The sequence below is a fragment of the Brevibacillus ruminantium genome (assembly GCF_023746555.1).
GTDB lineage: Bacteria > Bacillota > Bacilli > Brevibacillales > Brevibacillaceae > Brevibacillus > Brevibacillus ruminantium.
This window is the reverse complement of the sequence record NZ_CP098755.1, coordinates 1,236,748-1,254,259: the sequence shown is the minus strand read 5'-3', so window position 1 is coordinate 1,254,259 and position 17,512 is coordinate 1,236,748. Positions and strand designations below refer to the sequence as shown.

Here is a 17,512-nt window from a genome sequence, read left to right as displayed (position 1 = left end):
TCCCTATCTGCTAGAAATGTTCTTTGGAAAATGCTCAATGGGAATGCTCTCTGTCTCTGGCGACACACACTTTCACTCCGGAAGAGGTCTCTGCCCCTGTCGGTACCAGGGTTTGATCCGTCAGAGAGAGTCGATAGCTTTTCACCAGATACAAGCCATTGTGAAACTCTTTGTCATACGCCCGTTCAAAGCCAAGCCGCTCATACAGCCTGATTGCCGATGCCATCATGTCGGAGGTATGCAGATAAAGCTGAGTGGCCCCCAGCTCCAGCGACCGCCTGACACTCTCTCCGATCAATGCGGTAGCCACCCCCTTCCCTCTAGCCCGCCGGGAGACAGAGAGGTAGCGGATCACGGGACTGGCAATGCCCAAATCGGTCCGTCCGTATGCGGCTTCAGATGAGGTGTACAGCTGCACACTCCCGACAATGTCTCTATCAATTTCCGCGACAATCCGGGCAATTGGAGCGTTCCCGCTGGCAGACTCGCTAATCGCGCTTCGATATTGCTCCCAAACCGGGGCGGGAAGCACAGCGGCATACTGCTCGTAGGCTTCCAGCATGACGCTTCGGACCGCTTCCTCTTCCGCTTCATTCGCCTCGCGTATGATTACGAATCGTTGTGAATCCCCCATCCTGCTCACCTCTTTTTTGATTGCGCTGCTCCGGCAACGAGCCGAGTGCCAGCCCAGCGAGCGCGGCCAGACAACGCGCCGTGATTGGCAGAGCCCTCTCGTCCAGGTCAAAAGCAGGATGATGCCATTCTCGTAAGCCCGCTGTACCCACGAAGAGAAACAGTCCGGGAACCTCTTTTTGATAGTAGGCAAAATCTTCTCCGGCCGGTGAAGGCGGCGGTTCCACTGTACGTAAACCCAGGTTCTCCGCTGCAGTCCGGGCCAGCTCAGCCAGCCGGCCATCATTGCGGACAGCAGGCGGCCCCTGTATCCAGCGCAGATCTGCCTGTACCCGATAAGCAGCCGCCACCCCCTCCACAATTTGCTGAAACCGTTCACGGGCTGTCGCCCTTACCCCCTCTTCGAAGGTGCGGATCGTCCCGTCGAGGATTGCTTTTTCCGGGATCACGTTCCAGGAGGTTCCGCTGTGAAAACGGGTAACGCTGACCACGGCCTGTTGCTGTGAACCGATATTGCGGCTGACGATCGATTGCAGGGAAGTGACGATTTGCGAAGCGGCTACAATCGGGTCGACTCCGGCTTCCGGCACCGCGGCATGCGTCCCCAGACCTTTCACCTCCAGCAAAAACCCGTCTGCTGCCGCCATCAGCGCTCCTGCCTTGATGCCGATCGTGCCAACCGGCAAATCCGGTTTGTTATGCAGGCCAAAGATCGCACGGACGCCTTCCAGCGCGCCGCTTTCGATCACCTGGAGCGCGCCGAGCGCTTTCTCTTCCGCCGGTTGGAAAATCAGCCGCACCCTCCCCTGCAGCTCACTCTCCCTCTCCTTTAAAAGAAACGCAGCTCCCAGCAAAGCAGCGGTGTGAAAATCATGCCCGCACGCATGCATTTTCCCGGGATAGCGGGAGGCGTAAGAAAGGCCGGTCTCTTCCTGGATGGGCAAGGCGTCAATATCAGCGCGCAGCGCGATAATCGGTCCTTCGCTTTGTCCGCCGATTTCCGCGATCACCCCGGTTTTCAGCCCGTAGTCCGCTGTCTGTATCCCCGCCTCTGCCAGCCATTCCCGTATCCTGGCCGTGGTTTCGAATTCCTCTCCCGACAGCTCGGGATACTCATGCAGATGGCGGCGGATGGCTACCAACCTGTCGTCCAAATCCGTCAATCGCGCTTGTTCATCTGTCGTATGTGTCATCCAGCGCATCCTCCCTTCTTCCCTTCCCGTATCGTGCTACACGGCCGACTGCTCCGCCGGTTCATCCGCTATTGCCGCTTGCAGCAAGGCGAAGGAGTCCAGCCGTTTCTGAAAATCCTTGACCGCTGAGGTTACGATAAATTCGCTCACCCCGAATTTCTTCTCCGCTTCCAGCAGCCAGGCTCGCACGGTTTCCTTCGAACCTTTCACAATCTCTGCCTCGCGAACCTCGACCATGTACGCTTGCTTGGATTGTTTGCCGAATTCCTCTGCCTGTTCCACCGTATTCAGGGTAAAGGTCCTTCCATTTGCCAAATGAACCCTGGCAAGCTGGATGCCCCGGGCCAGCTCCTCAGCCTCTTCATCCGTTTCCGCTGTGATGACGGAGAGTGCCAGGATCGGCTGCGGAACTGTTCCCCGAAACGGACGGAAGCGAGTCCGATACGTATTGATCGCCAGCTCGGCCGTCGCCTCGTCCGTGTTGATAAACAGGGAGAAAACATAGGGTAGCCCCAGCTCAGCGGCGATTTCCGCACTGGCTACACTGGTGCCCAGGATGTAAATGTCGGCTGGACTTGCGGGAATGGGCGTGGCGCGCAGGCCGTACAGCGGATGATCCTCTTCCAGCGAATGAGTGAGGAATTTTTCCAGCTCCCTGATTTTTTCCGTCAGATCAGACGATTCTCCGGCTGCTCCCTGCTGCAGCGCCTGTGTAGAGAGAGGCAGCCCTCCCGGCGCTCGGCCGATCCCCAGATCAATGCGGCCAGGTGCCAAAGAAGCAAGCACATTGAAATTTTCCGCCACTTTATACGGGCTGTAATGCTGCAGCATCACCCCGCCGGAGCCGATGCGGATGCGCTGGGTGTGAGCGAGCAGGTAGGCGATCAGGACCTCCGGCGACGAACCGGCCACCAGATCTGAATCGTGATGCTCCGACACCCAAAAGCGGTGATAGCCGAGTGCTTCCGCTTGCTTGGCGAGCTGTACGGTGCGTTGCAATGCATCGGATGATGTCTCTCCCGGAAAAATCGGACTTTGATCTAACAGGCTCAATTTGATAGCCATCGAAGGTTCCTCCCTTTTTTACCTTGCTTTTTCTTCCGCGTGCATACGCTTCGCAAGCAACGCTGTCGTCAGATCGAGGACGGGAATTAAAAACATATTTTCACATCGAAATAGTTGGGTATAAGAATGCAAGTTCCAAGTTCCCGTGATGTCTTTCGTTGAAGTACAGACGCTCGGTGTCCGGCTCTTCCCTTCTTTAGCGATGAAGCTTTTGTCTGGCGAGGGTATAGCGATTCCGGGGAACAGGCAGCCCAAGATTTCCGCGCAAGGTGTCATGCTCATACTCCCTGCGGAAAATTCCCCGCTCCTGCAAAATCGGGACGACCTGTTCGACGAAGTCATCCAGCCCGCCCGGGACGCTGGCATGGATGATAAAGCCATCCGCGGCTTCTTCTTCAAACCACTGCTGGATCAAATCGGCGACAGTGTCCGGCGTCCCGATAAAATTGTTGCGCGGCGTCGCTGCCAGCAGGGCAACCTGGCGCAGGGTCAGATTTTGTTCTTTTGCCTGCTGCTTGATTTTGTCTGTCGTGCTGCGGAAGCTGTTGCTGCCGACGTCGCCGATATCCGGGAAAGGCTCATCCAGCGGGAATTGAGAAAAATCGAAGTGATCAAAAAACCTGCCCAGAAAGTGAAGCGCATTTTCGATGGTAACCAGCCTCGCCACTTCTTCGTATTTCTGCTCGGCTTCCGCACTCGTCCGACCGACGATCGGGCCAATGCCCGGGAAGATCAGAATCTCTTGGGACGTGCGTCCATACTGGGCCGCTCTGCGCTTTACATCCTGGTAAAATCGCTTGGCGTCCTCCAGATTTTCGTGGTTGGTGAAAACAGCATCTGCCGATTTGGCTGCCAGCGTTTTGCCGCTCTCCGACGATCCCGCCTGAAAAATGACCGGTTGCCCCTGCCGCGAGCGGGCGATATTGAGCGGTCCCTGTACGGAAAAATAGGCGCCCTGGTGATTGAGCCGGTGCAGCTTCTGCGGATCAAAAAAGACGCCCGATTCCTTGTCGCGGATAAAAGCATCGTCCTCCCAGGAATCCCACAAGCCTTTGGCCACTTCCAGAAACTCTTCGGCGATCTGGTAGCGCTTCTGATGGGCCGGATGCGTTTTCCCGTAATTGAGCGCGGAGCCTTCCAAGGGTGAAGTCACGACATTCCAGCCCGCCCTGCCGCCGCTGATGTGGTCGATGGAAGCGAATTGCCTGGCCACGGTAAAGGGCTCGCTGTAGGAGGTGGAGAGGGTTCCGACCAGACCGATGCGGGAGGTAACTGCGCCCAGCGCGGACAAAATCGTGATTGGCTCAAACCGGTTTAAAAAATGCGGGATCGATTTTTCATTGATGTACAGTCCATCTGCAATAAAGACCAGATCAAATTTTCCCGACTCCGCTTTCAGCGCCTGCTGCTTGTAAAAGCCGAGATTCACACTGGCATCGGAAGGGATAGCCGGATGCCGCCATCCGTCCATCGTCCCTCCGACGCCGTGAATCATTGCCCCCAGTTTCAATTGCCTTGTCTGTGTCATGCTGCGCCCTCCCCTTTATCCATATTTCGCGTTAAAAAGCAGGCACGACCGCGACACCGTATTTCTCCTCGATGAATTTTTTCACCTCGGGACTCTGCAACGCCGCGTCCAGCTTTTTGATTTCTTCGCGGTTTTCGTCCCCTTTGCGGACCGTGATCACATTGGCGTAAGGAGAATCCTTGTCTTCCCGAAAGAGGGCCGAGTTGGGGTCAATTTTCGCTTCCAGGACCACGTTGGTGTTGATCACCGCGCCATCCAGATCGGGCAATGCTCGCGGCAGTGTTGCCGCTTCTGCCTCGACAAATTGCAGGTTCTTCGGATTCTCTGCAATATCTTTCGGTGTCGCCTCATAGGTGGTCAGGCCGTCCTTCAGCTTGATCAACCCCTGCTGCTGCAAAAGCACAAGTGCTCTGTACTCGTTGGAGGGGTTATTGGGTATTCCGATTTTGGCTCCGTCCTTGAGCTCGTCTTTGGACTTCAGCTTCTGCGAGTAAAGGCCGATCGGCTCTACATGGACTTTGGTGGTAACGGCGAAATCGAAGCCTTTTTCAGCACGGACGGAGTCCAGGTACGGCACATGCTGGAAGAAGTTGGCGTCAATCTGCCCGTCCTTTAACGCCGGATTGAGCTGCGCCTCGTCATCCAGCACAATCACCTCCAGCTGGACCCCCGCTTCTTTCAGCTTCGGTTTGATAAATTCCAGGATTTCGGCATGCGGGACAGGAGCCGCGCCTACTTTGAGCGTAACCTCTTGCTTGTTCTCGGCTGCTCCTTCAGTGCCGGCGGATGATGTCCCGGAACCGCTGGACTCCGCTTTCGTGCCGGACGTGCTGCCCTGTGCAGGCTGATTTGCACTTCCCGTTGCGCTGCTGCCCGAGCCGCACCCTGCGAGAAGGGAACCGATAATCAATAATGATGGCAGCAAACGAAGCAAACCCCTCTTCTTCATACGAACACTCCCATTTCTGTTTTTATGGCCTCACTCATATTTGTAGCGCTTTTTGTTGATCTGTCCGGCGATGTAGTCACCGGTCCATTGGATCACCTGAACCAGCACGATGATCAGGATGACAGTGGAAAACAGGACATCCTCGCGAAACCGCTGATAGCCAAAGCGGATCGCCAGACTGCCAAGCCCGCCCGCCCCAATCGCTCCGGCAATGGCCGTAAACTCGACGATGCCGATGATCCCGATCGTCATGCCCCGAACCAGCGCCGGCAGTGCCTCTGGAATCAAAACCTGAAAGATAATCGTAAACGGCGGTGCCCCGATTGATTTGGCCGCTTCGATTTTGCCGGGGCTTACCTCTTTCAGCGTGTTCTCAATAATGCGTCCGAGGAACGGAGCGGCCCCGATGGACAGCGAGACGATCGCGGCAGTCGGCCCCAGTGTCGTCCCCACGACCCAGCGGGAGAGCGGCAGTAAAAGGACGATCAGGATGATAAAAGGAAGCGAGCGGACACTGTTGATCACGGTGCTGATCACCTTGTGCAGCCGGGGCGCTTGCAGGAGCCCGCCTTTTTCCGTGACCACCAGCGTCACCCCCAGCGCCAGCCCGAGCAAGAGGGCGAACAGCGAGGACCAGAAAACCATGTACAGCGTTTCCAGAAGTCCCTTCCACAACAGCTCAAGCAAATCGTCTCTCATATCCCCGCCCCCAAACCTTCCATAACCATCCGCTGGTCCCGGTAGTATTCGATGATCTTGACAAAGCGTCTGGCGGTGTCGCTCTCGGGATTGAGAAAGAACTTGTCGACCGGTCCTGTTTCTACGATCCGGCCCCGCTCGATCACCGCCATGTTGCGGCAGATATGCTGCAGCACGTCCAGCTCATGTGTGATCAGAACGATCGTCAGATTCAGTTGTTGATTGATTTCCTTTAAAAGCTCCAGGATCGAGTAGGTCGTTTGCGGATCGAGGGCAGAAGTAGCCTCGTCGCTGAGCAAGACGTCAGGTTCATTGACCAGCGCTCTGGCGATGCCCACTCGCTGCTTTTGCCCGCCGCTGAGTTGAAAGGGATATGCCCGTTCTTTGTCGCTCAGCTGCACCAGCTCGAGAATCTCCCTGACCCGCCGCTGAATATAGTCGCTGGGATGTCCCGCCACCTTCAGCGGAAACGCCACGTTTTGAAAAACGGTTTTCGAATCGAGCAGATTGAATTGCTGAAAAATCATCCCGATTTTTCGCCGCGCCAGCTGCAATTCGCTCTGACTGCACTGCGTGATCAGCCTGCCCTCGATCTCGATGCTGCCGGTATCTGGCTCCTCCAAACGATTGAGGCAACGGATCAGCGTTGACTTTCCCGCCCCGCTAAATCCGATAATTCCGAAAATGTCTCCTTTTTCAATGTCCAGGTTGATATCCTCCAGCGCCGTGACCCTCCCCTTTGGGGTTTGATACGTCTTGCTGAGGTTGCGAATCGCGATCATCTCTTCACCGTCCATTCAGCGGAAGTGCAGGCGGAGTCGCGAAGCGGTTTGCGGGAATGGGCAAGCCAAAATGTCCACGAAGGGTATCACTGTCATACTCCGTGCGGAACAATCCTTTGCGCTGCAGGATGGGGACGACATGCTCGACGAACCGCTCCAGCACATCCGGGAGCAGCGGCGCCATCAGCATAAAGCCGTCAGCGGCACGCTCCGTGAACCACCTCTCCAGGGTGTCAGCAATTTTTTCCGGGGGGCCGACCAGACCGTCATGCGTATGGGAACCGGTTAAGAGAGAGTACAGCTCGCGCAGAGTAGGGTTTTCCCTGGCGATGACCGGCTGATGCTTTCGATAATCGGCTTTGGTTTCCGGCAAGCGGTCCAGTCCCAGCTCCGCCGCTCTCGTCTCCAGCGTTGCCTGGCTAAAATTGATGCCCTTGAAATAGTCGGACAGAAAGCCCAGTCCCGTTTCTTCCGTGATCAGGGAATCAAGCTGCCGCTGGATCTCCCGCGCCTCTTCCTCCGTCTCCCCGATAATCGGCGAAATGCCCTGCAAAATATACAGATCGTCAGGCGAACGGCCCGCTGCGTGCGCTTTGCCTTTGAAGGAACGGTAAAACGCCTGGGCATCCTCGAGCTTGTATTTGATCGAGAAAATCACCTCTGCTGTACTCGCTGCAAAATTCTGGCCCGACTCCGATGAGCCAGCCTGGACCAATACCGGATAGCCCTGCGGCGAGCGGCCGATATTCAGCGGCCCTTTTACCGAGAAAAACGGCCCTTGGTGGTTGATCCGATGCAGCTTGCTGCGGTCAAAAAACTGTCCGCTCGCTTTGTCCCGGATAAAGGCGTCCTCCTCCCACGAGTCCCACAGCCCTTTGATCACTTCCACGAACTCCGCTGCCCGCTGGTAACGGAGCGTATGGTCAAAATGCTCCTCACGTCCGAAATTCTGCGCCGTATTTCCTGACAGATCCCGGGTGGTGACGATGTTCCAGCCTACTCTGCCCTTGCTGATAATGTCCGCAGAGAGCAGCAGCCGCGCGAGGTTGTACGGCTCGATATAGGAGGTAGAGGCTGTCGCCACCACGCCGATTTTTGAGGTGGCACCCGCCAGGGCCGTGATCAGCGTAATTGGTTCAAAGCGGCTGAGGATATTGGGGTGCGACTCTTCATTGATCCCCAAGCTGTCTGCGATAAACACCATGTCGAACTTTCCACGCTCGGAGAGCTGCGCCAGCCTTTTGTAGTAATCAATATCGATGCTGGCATTTGCCTGTGCGGCAGGGTGCCGCCAGGAAGCGACGTGCATTCCTGTCCCTACCAGATAAGCAGCTAATTTGATCTGTCTGCTGCGGGTCATGGAGCATACCTCCTGAAATAAATACTTTTCGCATGCGATTAATCGGTTTTTATGCAGCACGAGTCCGCTTTTTCTTTCTCTGCGGATGCTGCACTTGTTTTACTGCATCACTCTGCTCTCCCTTCTGTCGCCAGTACGTATTTTTATTAATCTTACCTATTTACTCGGATTAATGTTTACAAAACTTTATCACCTTTGCCTTCGACAGTCAATGCGCTGCCCAATCAGTTATTTCGATTGATCGATAGAAGAATTCAATCCAAAATCTGTCGCGAAATCCGCCCATTCAATCACCTCAAGAAATGCTTGCCGGATGCGGGTTCCTTCCCCTTTCAGGGAAATCAGATTCGTCCGCAGAGATAACAGAGCCATAGACGGCAGCTGGATCGGAAACAACAGCCCGTCCTTCACCTCCTGCCGCGCACTGAGGGCAGGCAGAAACCCAATGCCCAAGCCTTTCACGATGCATTTTTTGGCTGTCTCCAGGTTATCGATGTACAAATGAATGTCGGGTGGACGGTTGAGTGTTTCAAAAAGACGATGCACCTTGATCCAGTCGAACGAGCCACATTCAAAGAACACGAGGGATTGCCCGCCCACCTCCTCGGTAGAACGCGGAGGCTGATGAATGAACGGATGCTCCCGGTGCACATAAAGCCGGATCGGATCATCGTAAAACGTGACCGAATCGACCATTGGGTGACCGATATTTCGCACCAGCCCCAGATCGATTTCTTCCTGCAGCACTTTTTCCAGAATCTCTTCGGAGGAGGCCGTGGTCAGCTTGATCAGCATATCGGGATACTTCATCTTCAGCCGGGGCAATATCTCCGGAATCATATAGTGGGCAGCAGAGAGGGTGCAGCCAATCTTGATCTCATGCAGGCTGGCCTGCTTTTTTCGAAGCTGCTGCTTCCCCTTTTTGTACGACTGGAGAATTTGCTGGGCGTACGGGAGAAATTCTTTTCCTTTCTCGGTCAGTGTGAAGTTTCGCCCTTCCCGCAGGAACAGCTTCACATCCAGTTCACGTTCCAGCGACTGGATTCGCGCGGTGATGGAGGGCTGTGACAAAAACAAGGCATCTGCTGCTTTGTTGAAGCTGTTGAAGTGTACCACGTAGACAAAAGCTTCGATGTTCTCAATATTCATCCTACCCACTCCTTTGCAGAGTACGAAAAAAGCATAATCCCTGAGAAAGAGATTATGCCTGTTGTTCTGTTGCCAACCAAATTATTTCCAAAGTTCCTTCTTTTGTCAATACGCGAGCGAGGGAGAGGATTTATGCGAGCGGTGACGAAAACACTTGAGGAAAAAGCTTCTCGAAAAAGGAGTGCTTGCTGATGTCTGGTTTGTTTCAACGCATTGACACTGTGTTTGTCCCTACCCGCAACATCGAGAAAGCCCTGCAATGGTACGTGAACATCCTGGGAGGAAAGGCTGGCTGGAAAAGTGAAAAGGGAGAGTACCAATCCGTAACGTTTAACTTATAGGTCGAGAAGTCTCCCACTTCTAAAACCTTACAGCGTTTGGTTGTAAGTGGGGGATGAATCGACTTTGGACAAGGACAGGCTTTTGCCTGTTCAGTTGTCCGACACTTTGGTAAATTCTACTTATGATGTTCTTTGATAACTGGATATATGGGGTTGCATGGAGAAACAAAATGCGAAAACCAAGCTTATCCTTCCATGCGTAAAATATCCAAGGTAACAAAAGAACTCCGAAACGTCGGACATCTAGGGTAGGGACTACCCGAAGTAACGCTCGAGGAGACGAAAGGTTACTTTCGTCGTGGATTTGAGAAGCTCCCACTTCAAGGCGTTAGCCTAAGTGGAGAGTAGTTCACCGACACATCCATCACCCTTTTTCTTACGGATGAAGAAAAGTATTTTGAAGCCAAGACGTTCCGCTTTCAACTTCTATGTTCCGAGCACAGAGGAAGCATACAACCACCTGCGCTCTCACGGCGTAGAAGTAGAGGAAATCAAGCAGTATGGCGCTAAGTACTTTGCTTTCTACGATCTCGACGGAAATTGTTTGGAAGTGTGCGAGTATTAGTGCCAAACGAACCGCGCTGAATAAATCCTTATGCGGAAAATCGTTTCAGACTGTACCTTGCCTCCAAGCTCCCAATACTCCTCCACGACGACAATATCTGCCCCCGGGATGCTGCCTCATAGGCGGCCGCCAGTCCATTTGCTGTGGCTTACTACGAGCATCTTCGTTCGGGTGAGTAGAATTTATTTGTAGATTCACAGAAACAGGCTGCTATAGGTTGGCAGCCTGTTTCAATGTGCTTAGGTTTCTATTCGAAAAAAGTTTACTGAAGAAAATTCAAAATTTTTCGTATACACGAAATATAACAATATGTTATTATTGCGCTTAAATTACGTCATACAAAAAAACGTCATTACAACCAGAGAGGAGTCGGTACGATCATGAGACTAAAAAAGAAGTGGGGAAAAGCAGTTCTGGCAGGTACGGCTTTGCTTACCGCATTATCCGGTCTATCCTTGTCAGCCTTTGCAGAGGGCGCCAAACGTCATGTTGAGATTCTGAGGGATACTTACGGTGTTCCACACGTATACGCCAATGATCGGTTTGGACTGTATTACGGCTATGGCTTTGCGCTTGGCCAGGACCGCTTGTTTGAGATGGAAATGGCGAAACGCACCTTTTCCGGCAGAGTATCCGAGGTTCTTGGCGATTCTTTTCTCGAACATGACAAAGCTGTTCGCGCCACCTACTGGGAGCCCTCCCTGCAAAAGCAATACGACGCCCTCTCCAAAGAGGACAAAGCCATACTCGACGGGTACGCAGCAGGGATGAATGCCTGGATCGAAAAAGTGAAAGCGCAACCAAACAAGCTGATGCCCAAGCAATTTATCGACTTTGGCTTCGAGCCAGAAGAATGGACCGCCATGGATGTGATCAAGATTTACTACGGCTCGATGGTTGTCCAGTTTAGCGACCGTACGACCGAGATTGAAAATCTGGCCATGCTGCAAGCGCTACAGGCAAAGCACGGCAAAGATAAAGGCATGCAGATCTTCAATCAGTTGAATTTTATCCATGACAGCAAAGCGCCTACAGTGATCTCCGGGGACGAATTCGACTGGAACAAGAAAACGGAGTCACTGAAAGCGGCAGCGCTGCCTTCTCTCGATACACTTAGCGCCACTGCGGCCAGCTTGCAGCAAGCCTCAGTGAATACCAACGAGCTGCTCCCCACCACCGCATTCCGGTCCATGAGCAACATGATGATCGTGGGGAAAAAGAAGGCGGAAAATGCAAACGCTATCATTGTGAACGGGCCGCAATTTGTCCATACCAATCCGAGCTACGTCTACTCGGTTGGCTTGCATGGCGCCGGATTTAATGTGGTGGGAAATGCTCCCATGGCAGCGCCGATCATCCTGTTCGGTCACAATGACAAAATCGGTTGGGGAGCCACCGCTGGATTTGGCGATACGGTCGATACCTTTGAAGAAAAACTGAATCCCGCCAATCCGACCCAGTACGAGTACAACGGCAAGTACGTTCCGATGGAAACGTATACCGAAACCATTGCCGTAAAAGGAAAAGAGCCCGTCAGCATGGAAATGTCCCGCACCGTCCACGGTATCGTGATGCAGACGGACAAGGAGAAAAACATCGCCTACTCCCGCAAACGCTCCTGGGATGGGTACGAGCTTGACTCCCTCTTCGGCTGGATCGGCACGACGCAGGCCAGCAACTATGATGAATGGAGCAAGCAAGCGGAGCGGATGGCCATCTCCATCAGCATGTACTATGGCGATAAAGAGGGGAACATCGCCTACTACTTCGCTGGCAAACAACCGCAACGAAACGAACAGCAGGATGTGCGTCTCCCCACTCCGGGCACCGGCTCCATGGACTGGAAGGGCGTATATCCGGCTAATGCCAACCCGCAGGTACTCAATCCAAAACAAGGCTACATCGTAAACTGGAACAACAGTCCTGCAAAAAACTATCCGAGCCCCGACATGTACTCCTTCTCCTGGGGAGCGGCAGACAGGGTCCATGTGCTTGATTCACTGATCACCGAAAAGCAAAAGCTATCCCCGGATGACATGTGGGATTTGATTCGCAAGTCTTCCTATGTAGATGTAAATGCGAAGTTCTTCCTGCCTTATCTCAAAGAGGCCACCAAAGGCTTGCCAGGGCATGATGAATTGGCAAAAGCGGCCAAGCTGGTGGAAAAATGGAACACGCAGTCCAACGATGCGAACAAAGACAACAAGTATGACAGTCCTGGTTCCCTGATCATGGAAACCTGGCTGACCAATATGATCACGCGCACCCTGGCGGATGATCTGCCAAGCGAGTATTTTGAACTGTTCAAATCGCCTGGCTATCCGAACGCCAAAGCCTACTCCGTGAACAGTACGAACATTCAACAGGGGACAAAAGTGGTATACAACGCCCTCTTGGGAGAGAAAGCGGGTGTGCCTCAAACCTATGATTTCTTTAACGGAAAAGCTGCCAGCCAGGTCGTTCGCGAAGCACTGGAGGATACCGTGAAGCAATTGAAGGAAGCGTATGGCCCCGATATGAATCAATGGCTCAAGCCAGTCGTTCCCATCACCTTCCAGGATAAGAACTACAAAGGCATTCCGCAGGCAAACCCGGACGAAAAAGTGTACAATCATCAGGCGATGAACCGGGGTACGGAAAATAACCTGATCGTCTTTACCAAAACCGGAGAGATTATTGGATATGAAGTCACCGCCCCTGGGCAAAGCGGATTTGTCGCTCCAGACGGCACGAAGAACAAACACTACGATGACCAACTCGGCATGTATGAGGATTTTGGCAAAAAGCGGACATGGCTGACGCGGGAGGAAGTAGAAAAACATCTGGAATCCAAAGAAGTGCTTCAATACTAGGTTTGATTCCATAAGGAGCATGATTTGTTGACTCCAAACGGAGCAAGATTTGCCAAAGCATTTCCAAAACGCTCTTGATCTTATACGAAGCTGAGTGAATACATCCAGGCGAGGGCTGCCCATCACATGGCAGCCCTTTTGCTTGTTCTAACGAAGTCCTGTCAATCTGGAAGGAAAATGGCATCCATCTTCTGAAAAGCGATCTTGGCAGACTCTTCACGGTATTTCTTTGAATAGGGATCGGCAAAGCCATGCTGTCCAGGCAACTGGTAGAGTTCAATCTCTTTTTCCTTTAGCTGGGCTATCAACTCGTCTACTGAAAAAAAAGGTTCCTCTTCGGGGAAGAAAAGCAAGACCGAGCAGCTCGGAGTGATGCCTGCATAGTCCCGAATGCGTGAACCATAAAATCCGACTACTCCTTTTATCCCCTCTTCCCCACTGCACAGCCAGGCGATTGTGGCTCCAACGCTGAAACCGACAAGATAGATGCTGGAATATCGGGCACGCTGCTCCCTGACACAGCTTTTGATGAACTGCGCTGCCTTCTCGAAGCCGACTTCTTCTCTAAAATGACGATAGGCAATTTCCTCTTGCGCGTAATCAAAGGCTGTCTTGTGTTGCAGCAGATTGGGACACATGACATCAAAGCCCCTTCCGGCGAGGGACGTACAGATCATTTTCATCTGCTCATTGATTCCATAGATTTCATGGACGACCAGGATCAAAGTTTTCGCGTTTTGCTCGATGTGTATCACGTTCTGCATCCATCCTCTCTCCTCTCATCATAAATCAATTTGGCTTGTTCTGGGTCGAAGATCATAGGAATTACTGGCTGAATGGTGTGAATCATCCTATAATTTAAATCAGTATGTAAAATGATACGTAGAGTAAAGAGTCCTGGGTATGCTCGTAGGGAGCTGGAGGCGTACAATGACCACGTTACAAAAGATTGGCATGTTCAAACAGTTGTCCAATATGGAATTGGCCAAGCTGCTCGGCAAGCTGGAACAACAGACCGCTGCGATAGGGACCGTGTTGTTCCGCCAGGGCGATCCCGGCGACAAACTTTTTCTGATAAAAAGCGGTAAGCTGGAGCTTTTCGTAGAGGCTCCCGGAGGAGGGAGCGCTCAGTTAATCTCTGTCCTTGGCGAAGGGGATACGCTAGGGGAAATGGCCATGCTCACCCGCGAAGTCCGGTCTGCTACTGCCGTTGCAGCGACGGATGCCGAACTATATATCATCGATCGAGAGACGTTTGAACAGCTTTTAGTTGAACAGCCATCCATCTCCGGGTATTTTATCAGATTGCTGTCCAAACGGCTGACGACAACAAATGAACAGCTTCAGGCAAATAAGGAAGTGAATTTCCAGTCGATGGCAGCAGAGCTAGAGGCATTCCCCCTACCGCTTCGCCAGCTATTGCTGTGGAGTTCTGAATTTCCGCGGATTTCTCTAAGCCTTGCGGAGAGCCGCTTCGGTGTACCGCTTGATCAAATCCTGCAACAGGGGACGCCACTGGGCCGCTATCTGACAAGGCTGGATGACAAACCGGGCTGGTTCACACTTATGCCCGATGCTCGCCGAGTGATTGCTGAAATGGCTACGATGCAATTCGGGCATGAAGAAAAGCGGTGCTGGACTGCTGAGATGCTCGCTTATTATGAAACAACCCATGAGTGGGAAGCAGCTATCGAGCTTTTGGCTCATGGCGAACGTTGGGCTGAGTCGCTCGAGCTGCTCGTGCGCGTGATCCCCACTCTGGATGACGAAGGGAAAAAACAACTCTTTTCGCTTCTCTCCGCCTTTCCACCGGAGCTGGTTGCAGGCGATTTTGAACTGCTCACTGGTTTTTTCGTTTACGGAGGAGCGATGACGCGCCCCGAGCAGGGACTTGTGCTATTGGATCGCGCCTGGAGCGACCATGCAGAGGACTATTCGGACCAACAGTGGATCGCGACTTACAAGTGGGCTGCAGAGCTGTACGCCCAGCTACACAAGCATCAGCAAGCCATGGAGTACTTGACGCTGGCAGAAGCCAAGCAATCGCGCAGCACATTTGCCTGGAACGGTGGAAGCCAGGAGTACGATCTGGCAAAACAACAGCTGGCACTCCGGCAAAGCCGCAGACTGGCAGACAGTGCTGCTGGTCTGTTCCACCGCAGCCGACTTGGCGGCTGGATCGCAGCAATCTTGGTCGTGGTCAGCTTATGGAGCTTTCACGTGATGGAACCCTTCGGAGGTTTGTCCAGAGCCGGCATGGATTTTATCGGGATCGGGATTGCGGCGGTCGTCCTCTGGATTGTCAATATAATCCCCGATTATCTGGTCGGATTAGGCATGGTGATGGCGTGGGTATTAGGGGGGCTGGTGTCGCCTGAAGTAGCGCTCTCCGGATTCGCCTCCACGACCTGGCTGTATATGATTTTTATCATGGCTTTTATCGCCGTGATTACCCGCTCCGGGATCTTGTTTCGGGTGTCACTGAACGCATTGAAACACTTCCCGCGACACTACAAAGGACAGCTCTGGGGGGTAGTCGCCGGTGGATTTCTGCTCAATCCGCTGATTCCCTCCTCTTCTGCCAAGGTTTCACTCGGGGTCCCGCTTGCCCGCACCCTGTCCGAATCAATGGGCTTTGCCAACAATAGCCGCGGCTCGGCGGGCCTAGGGCTGGCAGCGATGATTTTTTACGGTTTCACTGCCCCTTTTGTCTTAACTGGCTCCTATACGAATATGATGGCATACGGACTTGCTTCCCTGGCCGAACCCGTCAATTGGCTGCAATGGTTTGTTTACGCGCTTCCGGCATTCCTCATCTTTGCGGCCGTAATTCTCATTATCCTTCATTTCATGTTTCGGGACGTGCGTCAGGTAAGACCCATCTCCGATGAAGTTTTGGAGGAGCAGCTTCGTCTGCTCGGACCGTGGACGAGAAACGAGCGAATTGCGGTCTCGACGACGCTCAGCAGTATTGGTCTGTTAATCCTCCAGCCCTTGCACGGAATAGACAGCGCATGGGTGATGCTGCTGGGTTTTGTCGTTCTGATCATCAGCGGTGCGCTGGATCGCCAAACGATTTCGACCGGCATTGACTGGACATTCCTGCTTTTCCTGGGTGTCGCCTTCAGCTTCGCGTCGGTAGCAGATGAACTGGGAATCGCGCATGCACTCTCTTCGTTTCTTGGAGCGAAGCTTGCAGGGTTTCTGTCTAGTCCAGCACTGCTGCTGTCGATCGTCATTCTGGTTTCTTTTCTTGTCACATTGGTCATCCGTGACGACCCAGCCGTCATCCTGCTCGTCACAGCGCTGCTTCCACTCGCGAAACAAGCGGGTATCCATCCCTGGATTTTTGTCTTTGTCATCTTGCTGGCGACGGACCCCTTCTTTTTCACCTATCAATCCCCCACCTATCTAACCGCCTATTACAGCTCCGAAGGCAAATCTTTTAGCCATCGGCAAGGCCAACAAATTGCGCTTGCGTATGCAGTTGCGCTGCTGCTGGCGGTTATTGTGAGCGTCCCGTATTGGCAATGGATCGGTTTGATCCAGTAATACCGAATGTACGTGAGCAACAAAAAAGCTGTCTTCCTGGCACTATCGACCAGAGAGACAGCTTTTTCTTTTTCACAAGGGCTCATCGCCTGACGACAGAAATTGTTCGTCAGACATGACGCGAATCCCATTTCTTTTCAGCAAGGCTGCCGTCACCCCGTGCCCGGCTATTTTCTCACCCGAAAATTCTCCGTTATAGATCATGGCACTGCCGCAAGATGGACTGTACTCTTTTAGGATCACCAGACTTGCGTTCAGCTCGCGCGCTTTCTCCAACGTCAACTTTGCCCCTTGCAAGTACAGCTCGGTGACATCTTGCCCTGACTTGTCGATCACTTTTGCTTTACCGTCCAACACATCCTCGCCCGTTCCCCCGCTGATTTCAGCCGGTTCCCGAGGCGTAGAAAAACCGCCGAGCACTTCCGGACATACCGAAACGGCCTTTCCCTCACCGACAAGTTGTTGAATCCTTTGATTCAAGCAGTTATTGCCGTCATACCGTACATCCAAGCCTGCCAAACATGCACTAACTAGTATCACTGATATCCTCCCGTTCTTTCCGCCCATGCTGTTTGTTTTTCATTTTGACTGTTATGATCTCGGTTTGCAATGTAAAAAAAGAAGCGTGATCGTAATAAAGGATGAAACAGAGAGGCGCTTTTCCTCACGTATGGCTCCCCCACCTATGGAAAAAGGAAGCAAGTAAAGTGGTTCAAAGCGGAGTCAACCAAGATTTATAACGCTCGGCAGCAATAAACAGCCGATAATTCCCAAGGAGGATTTGGTTTCCAACGCGGAAATGGTGGATTGAAATCAATCAAAGTTTTTATTTTTGCGCTCAATG

Annotated in this window: 15 protein-coding genes; 4 read left to right on the top strand and 11 right to left on the bottom strand. The window is 52.9% G+C overall.

Annotated elements, in window-relative coordinates:
- Window positions 1–34 precede the first annotated feature (34 nt).
- The 9 genes from NDK47_RS06140 to NDK47_RS06100 all read right to left on the bottom strand — a co-directional run bounded on the left by NDK47_RS06140 (window position 35) and on the right by NDK47_RS06100 (window position 9,358).
- Window positions 35–634: a GNAT family N-acetyltransferase gene (locus tag NDK47_RS06140; RefSeq protein WP_251873981.1), complete on the bottom strand. Its 600-nt coding sequence runs from the start codon at window positions 632–634 to the stop codon at window positions 35–37.
- Window positions 591–1,826, bottom strand: a complete 1,236-nt coding sequence (locus NDK47_RS06135; protein WP_251873980.1) for an amidohydrolase — start codon at window positions 1,824–1,826, stop codon at window positions 591–593. The genes NDK47_RS06140 and NDK47_RS06135 overlap by 44 nt, the downstream gene beginning before the upstream one ends.
- A gap of 36 nt (window positions 1,827–1,862) precedes the next feature.
- Window positions 1,863–2,891, bottom strand: coding sequence for an LLM class flavin-dependent oxidoreductase (locus NDK47_RS06130; RefSeq protein WP_251873979.1), 1,029 nt, complete (start codon window positions 2,889–2,891; stop codon window positions 1,863–1,865).
- A 196-nt stretch (window positions 2,892–3,087) separates the two neighbouring features.
- The gene (locus NDK47_RS06125) at window positions 3,088–4,419 is read right to left on the bottom strand and encodes an LLM class flavin-dependent oxidoreductase (RefSeq protein WP_251873978.1); all 1,332 of its coding nucleotides are present in this window, start codon (window positions 4,417–4,419) and stop codon (window positions 3,088–3,090) included.
- A 31-nt stretch (window positions 4,420–4,450) separates the two neighbouring features.
- Window positions 4,451–5,368: a MetQ/NlpA family ABC transporter substrate-binding protein gene (locus NDK47_RS06120; RefSeq protein WP_251873977.1), complete on the bottom strand. Its 918-nt coding sequence runs from the start codon at window positions 5,366–5,368 to the stop codon at window positions 4,451–4,453.
- A 30-nt stretch (window positions 5,369–5,398) separates the two neighbouring features.
- Window positions 5,399–6,067, bottom strand: coding sequence for a methionine ABC transporter permease (locus NDK47_RS06115; RefSeq protein ID WP_251873976.1), 669 nt, complete (start codon window positions 6,065–6,067; stop codon window positions 5,399–5,401).
- Window positions 6,064–6,849, bottom strand: a complete 786-nt coding sequence (locus NDK47_RS06110) for a methionine ABC transporter ATP-binding protein (RefSeq protein ID WP_251873975.1) — start codon at window positions 6,847–6,849, stop codon at window positions 6,064–6,066. Before NDK47_RS06110 ends, NDK47_RS06115 begins: the two co-directional genes overlap by 4 nt.
- Window positions 6,850–6,853: 4 nt before the next feature.
- Window positions 6,854–8,209 (bottom strand): LLM class flavin-dependent oxidoreductase, encoded by a 1,356-nt coding sequence (locus NDK47_RS06105; RefSeq protein ID WP_251873974.1) that lies wholly within the window; start codon window positions 8,207–8,209, stop codon window positions 6,854–6,856.
- A 228-nt stretch (window positions 8,210–8,437) separates the two neighbouring features.
- Window positions 8,438–9,358 (bottom strand): LysR family transcriptional regulator, encoded by a 921-nt coding sequence (locus tag NDK47_RS06100; RefSeq protein WP_251873973.1) that lies wholly within the window; start codon window positions 9,356–9,358, stop codon window positions 8,438–8,440.
- Between the two features lie 191 nt (window positions 9,359–9,549).
- Here NDK47_RS06100 and NDK47_RS06095 point away from each other — a divergent pair, with 191 nt between their 5' ends.
- The 3 genes from NDK47_RS06095 (at window position 9,550) to NDK47_RS06085 (ending at window position 13,116) form a co-directional block, all read left to right on the top strand.
- Window positions 9,550–9,699 carry a VOC family protein gene (locus tag NDK47_RS06095; RefSeq protein ID WP_251873972.1) on the top strand — a complete coding sequence of 50 codons (150 nt, stop codon included), beginning with the start codon at window positions 9,550–9,552 and terminating at the stop codon, window positions 9,697–9,699.
- Between the two features lie 397 nt (window positions 9,700–10,096).
- Window positions 10,097–10,264, top strand: coding sequence for a VOC family protein (locus NDK47_RS06090; protein ID WP_251873971.1), 168 nt, complete (start codon window positions 10,097–10,099; stop codon window positions 10,262–10,264).
- Window positions 10,265–10,644: 380 nt separating this feature from the next.
- Window positions 10,645–13,116: a penicillin acylase family protein gene (locus NDK47_RS06085; RefSeq protein WP_251873970.1), complete on the top strand. Its 2,472-nt coding sequence runs from the start codon at window positions 10,645–10,647 to the stop codon at window positions 13,114–13,116.
- Window positions 13,117–13,277: 161 nt separating this feature from the next.
- Here NDK47_RS06085 and NDK47_RS06080 read toward each other — a convergent pair whose 3' ends face one another.
- The gene (locus NDK47_RS06080) at window positions 13,278–13,880 is read right to left on the bottom strand and encodes a dienelactone hydrolase family protein (protein ID WP_322112083.1); all 603 of its coding nucleotides are present in this window, start codon (window positions 13,878–13,880) and stop codon (window positions 13,278–13,280) included.
- 166 nt (window positions 13,881–14,046) lie between these two features.
- Here NDK47_RS06080 and NDK47_RS06075 point away from each other — a divergent pair, with 166 nt between their 5' ends.
- Window positions 14,047–16,668 carry an SLC13 family permease gene (locus tag NDK47_RS06075; protein ID WP_251873969.1) on the top strand — a complete coding sequence of 874 codons (2,622 nt, stop codon included), beginning with the start codon at window positions 14,047–14,049 and terminating at the stop codon, window positions 16,666–16,668.
- 72 nt (window positions 16,669–16,740) lie between these two features.
- Here NDK47_RS06075 and NDK47_RS06070 read toward each other — a convergent pair whose 3' ends face one another.
- Window positions 16,741–17,208: a 2-thiouracil desulfurase family protein gene (locus NDK47_RS06070; protein WP_251873968.1), complete on the bottom strand. Its 468-nt coding sequence runs from the start codon at window positions 17,206–17,208 to the stop codon at window positions 16,741–16,743.
- Window positions 17,209–17,512 lie beyond the last annotated feature (304 nt).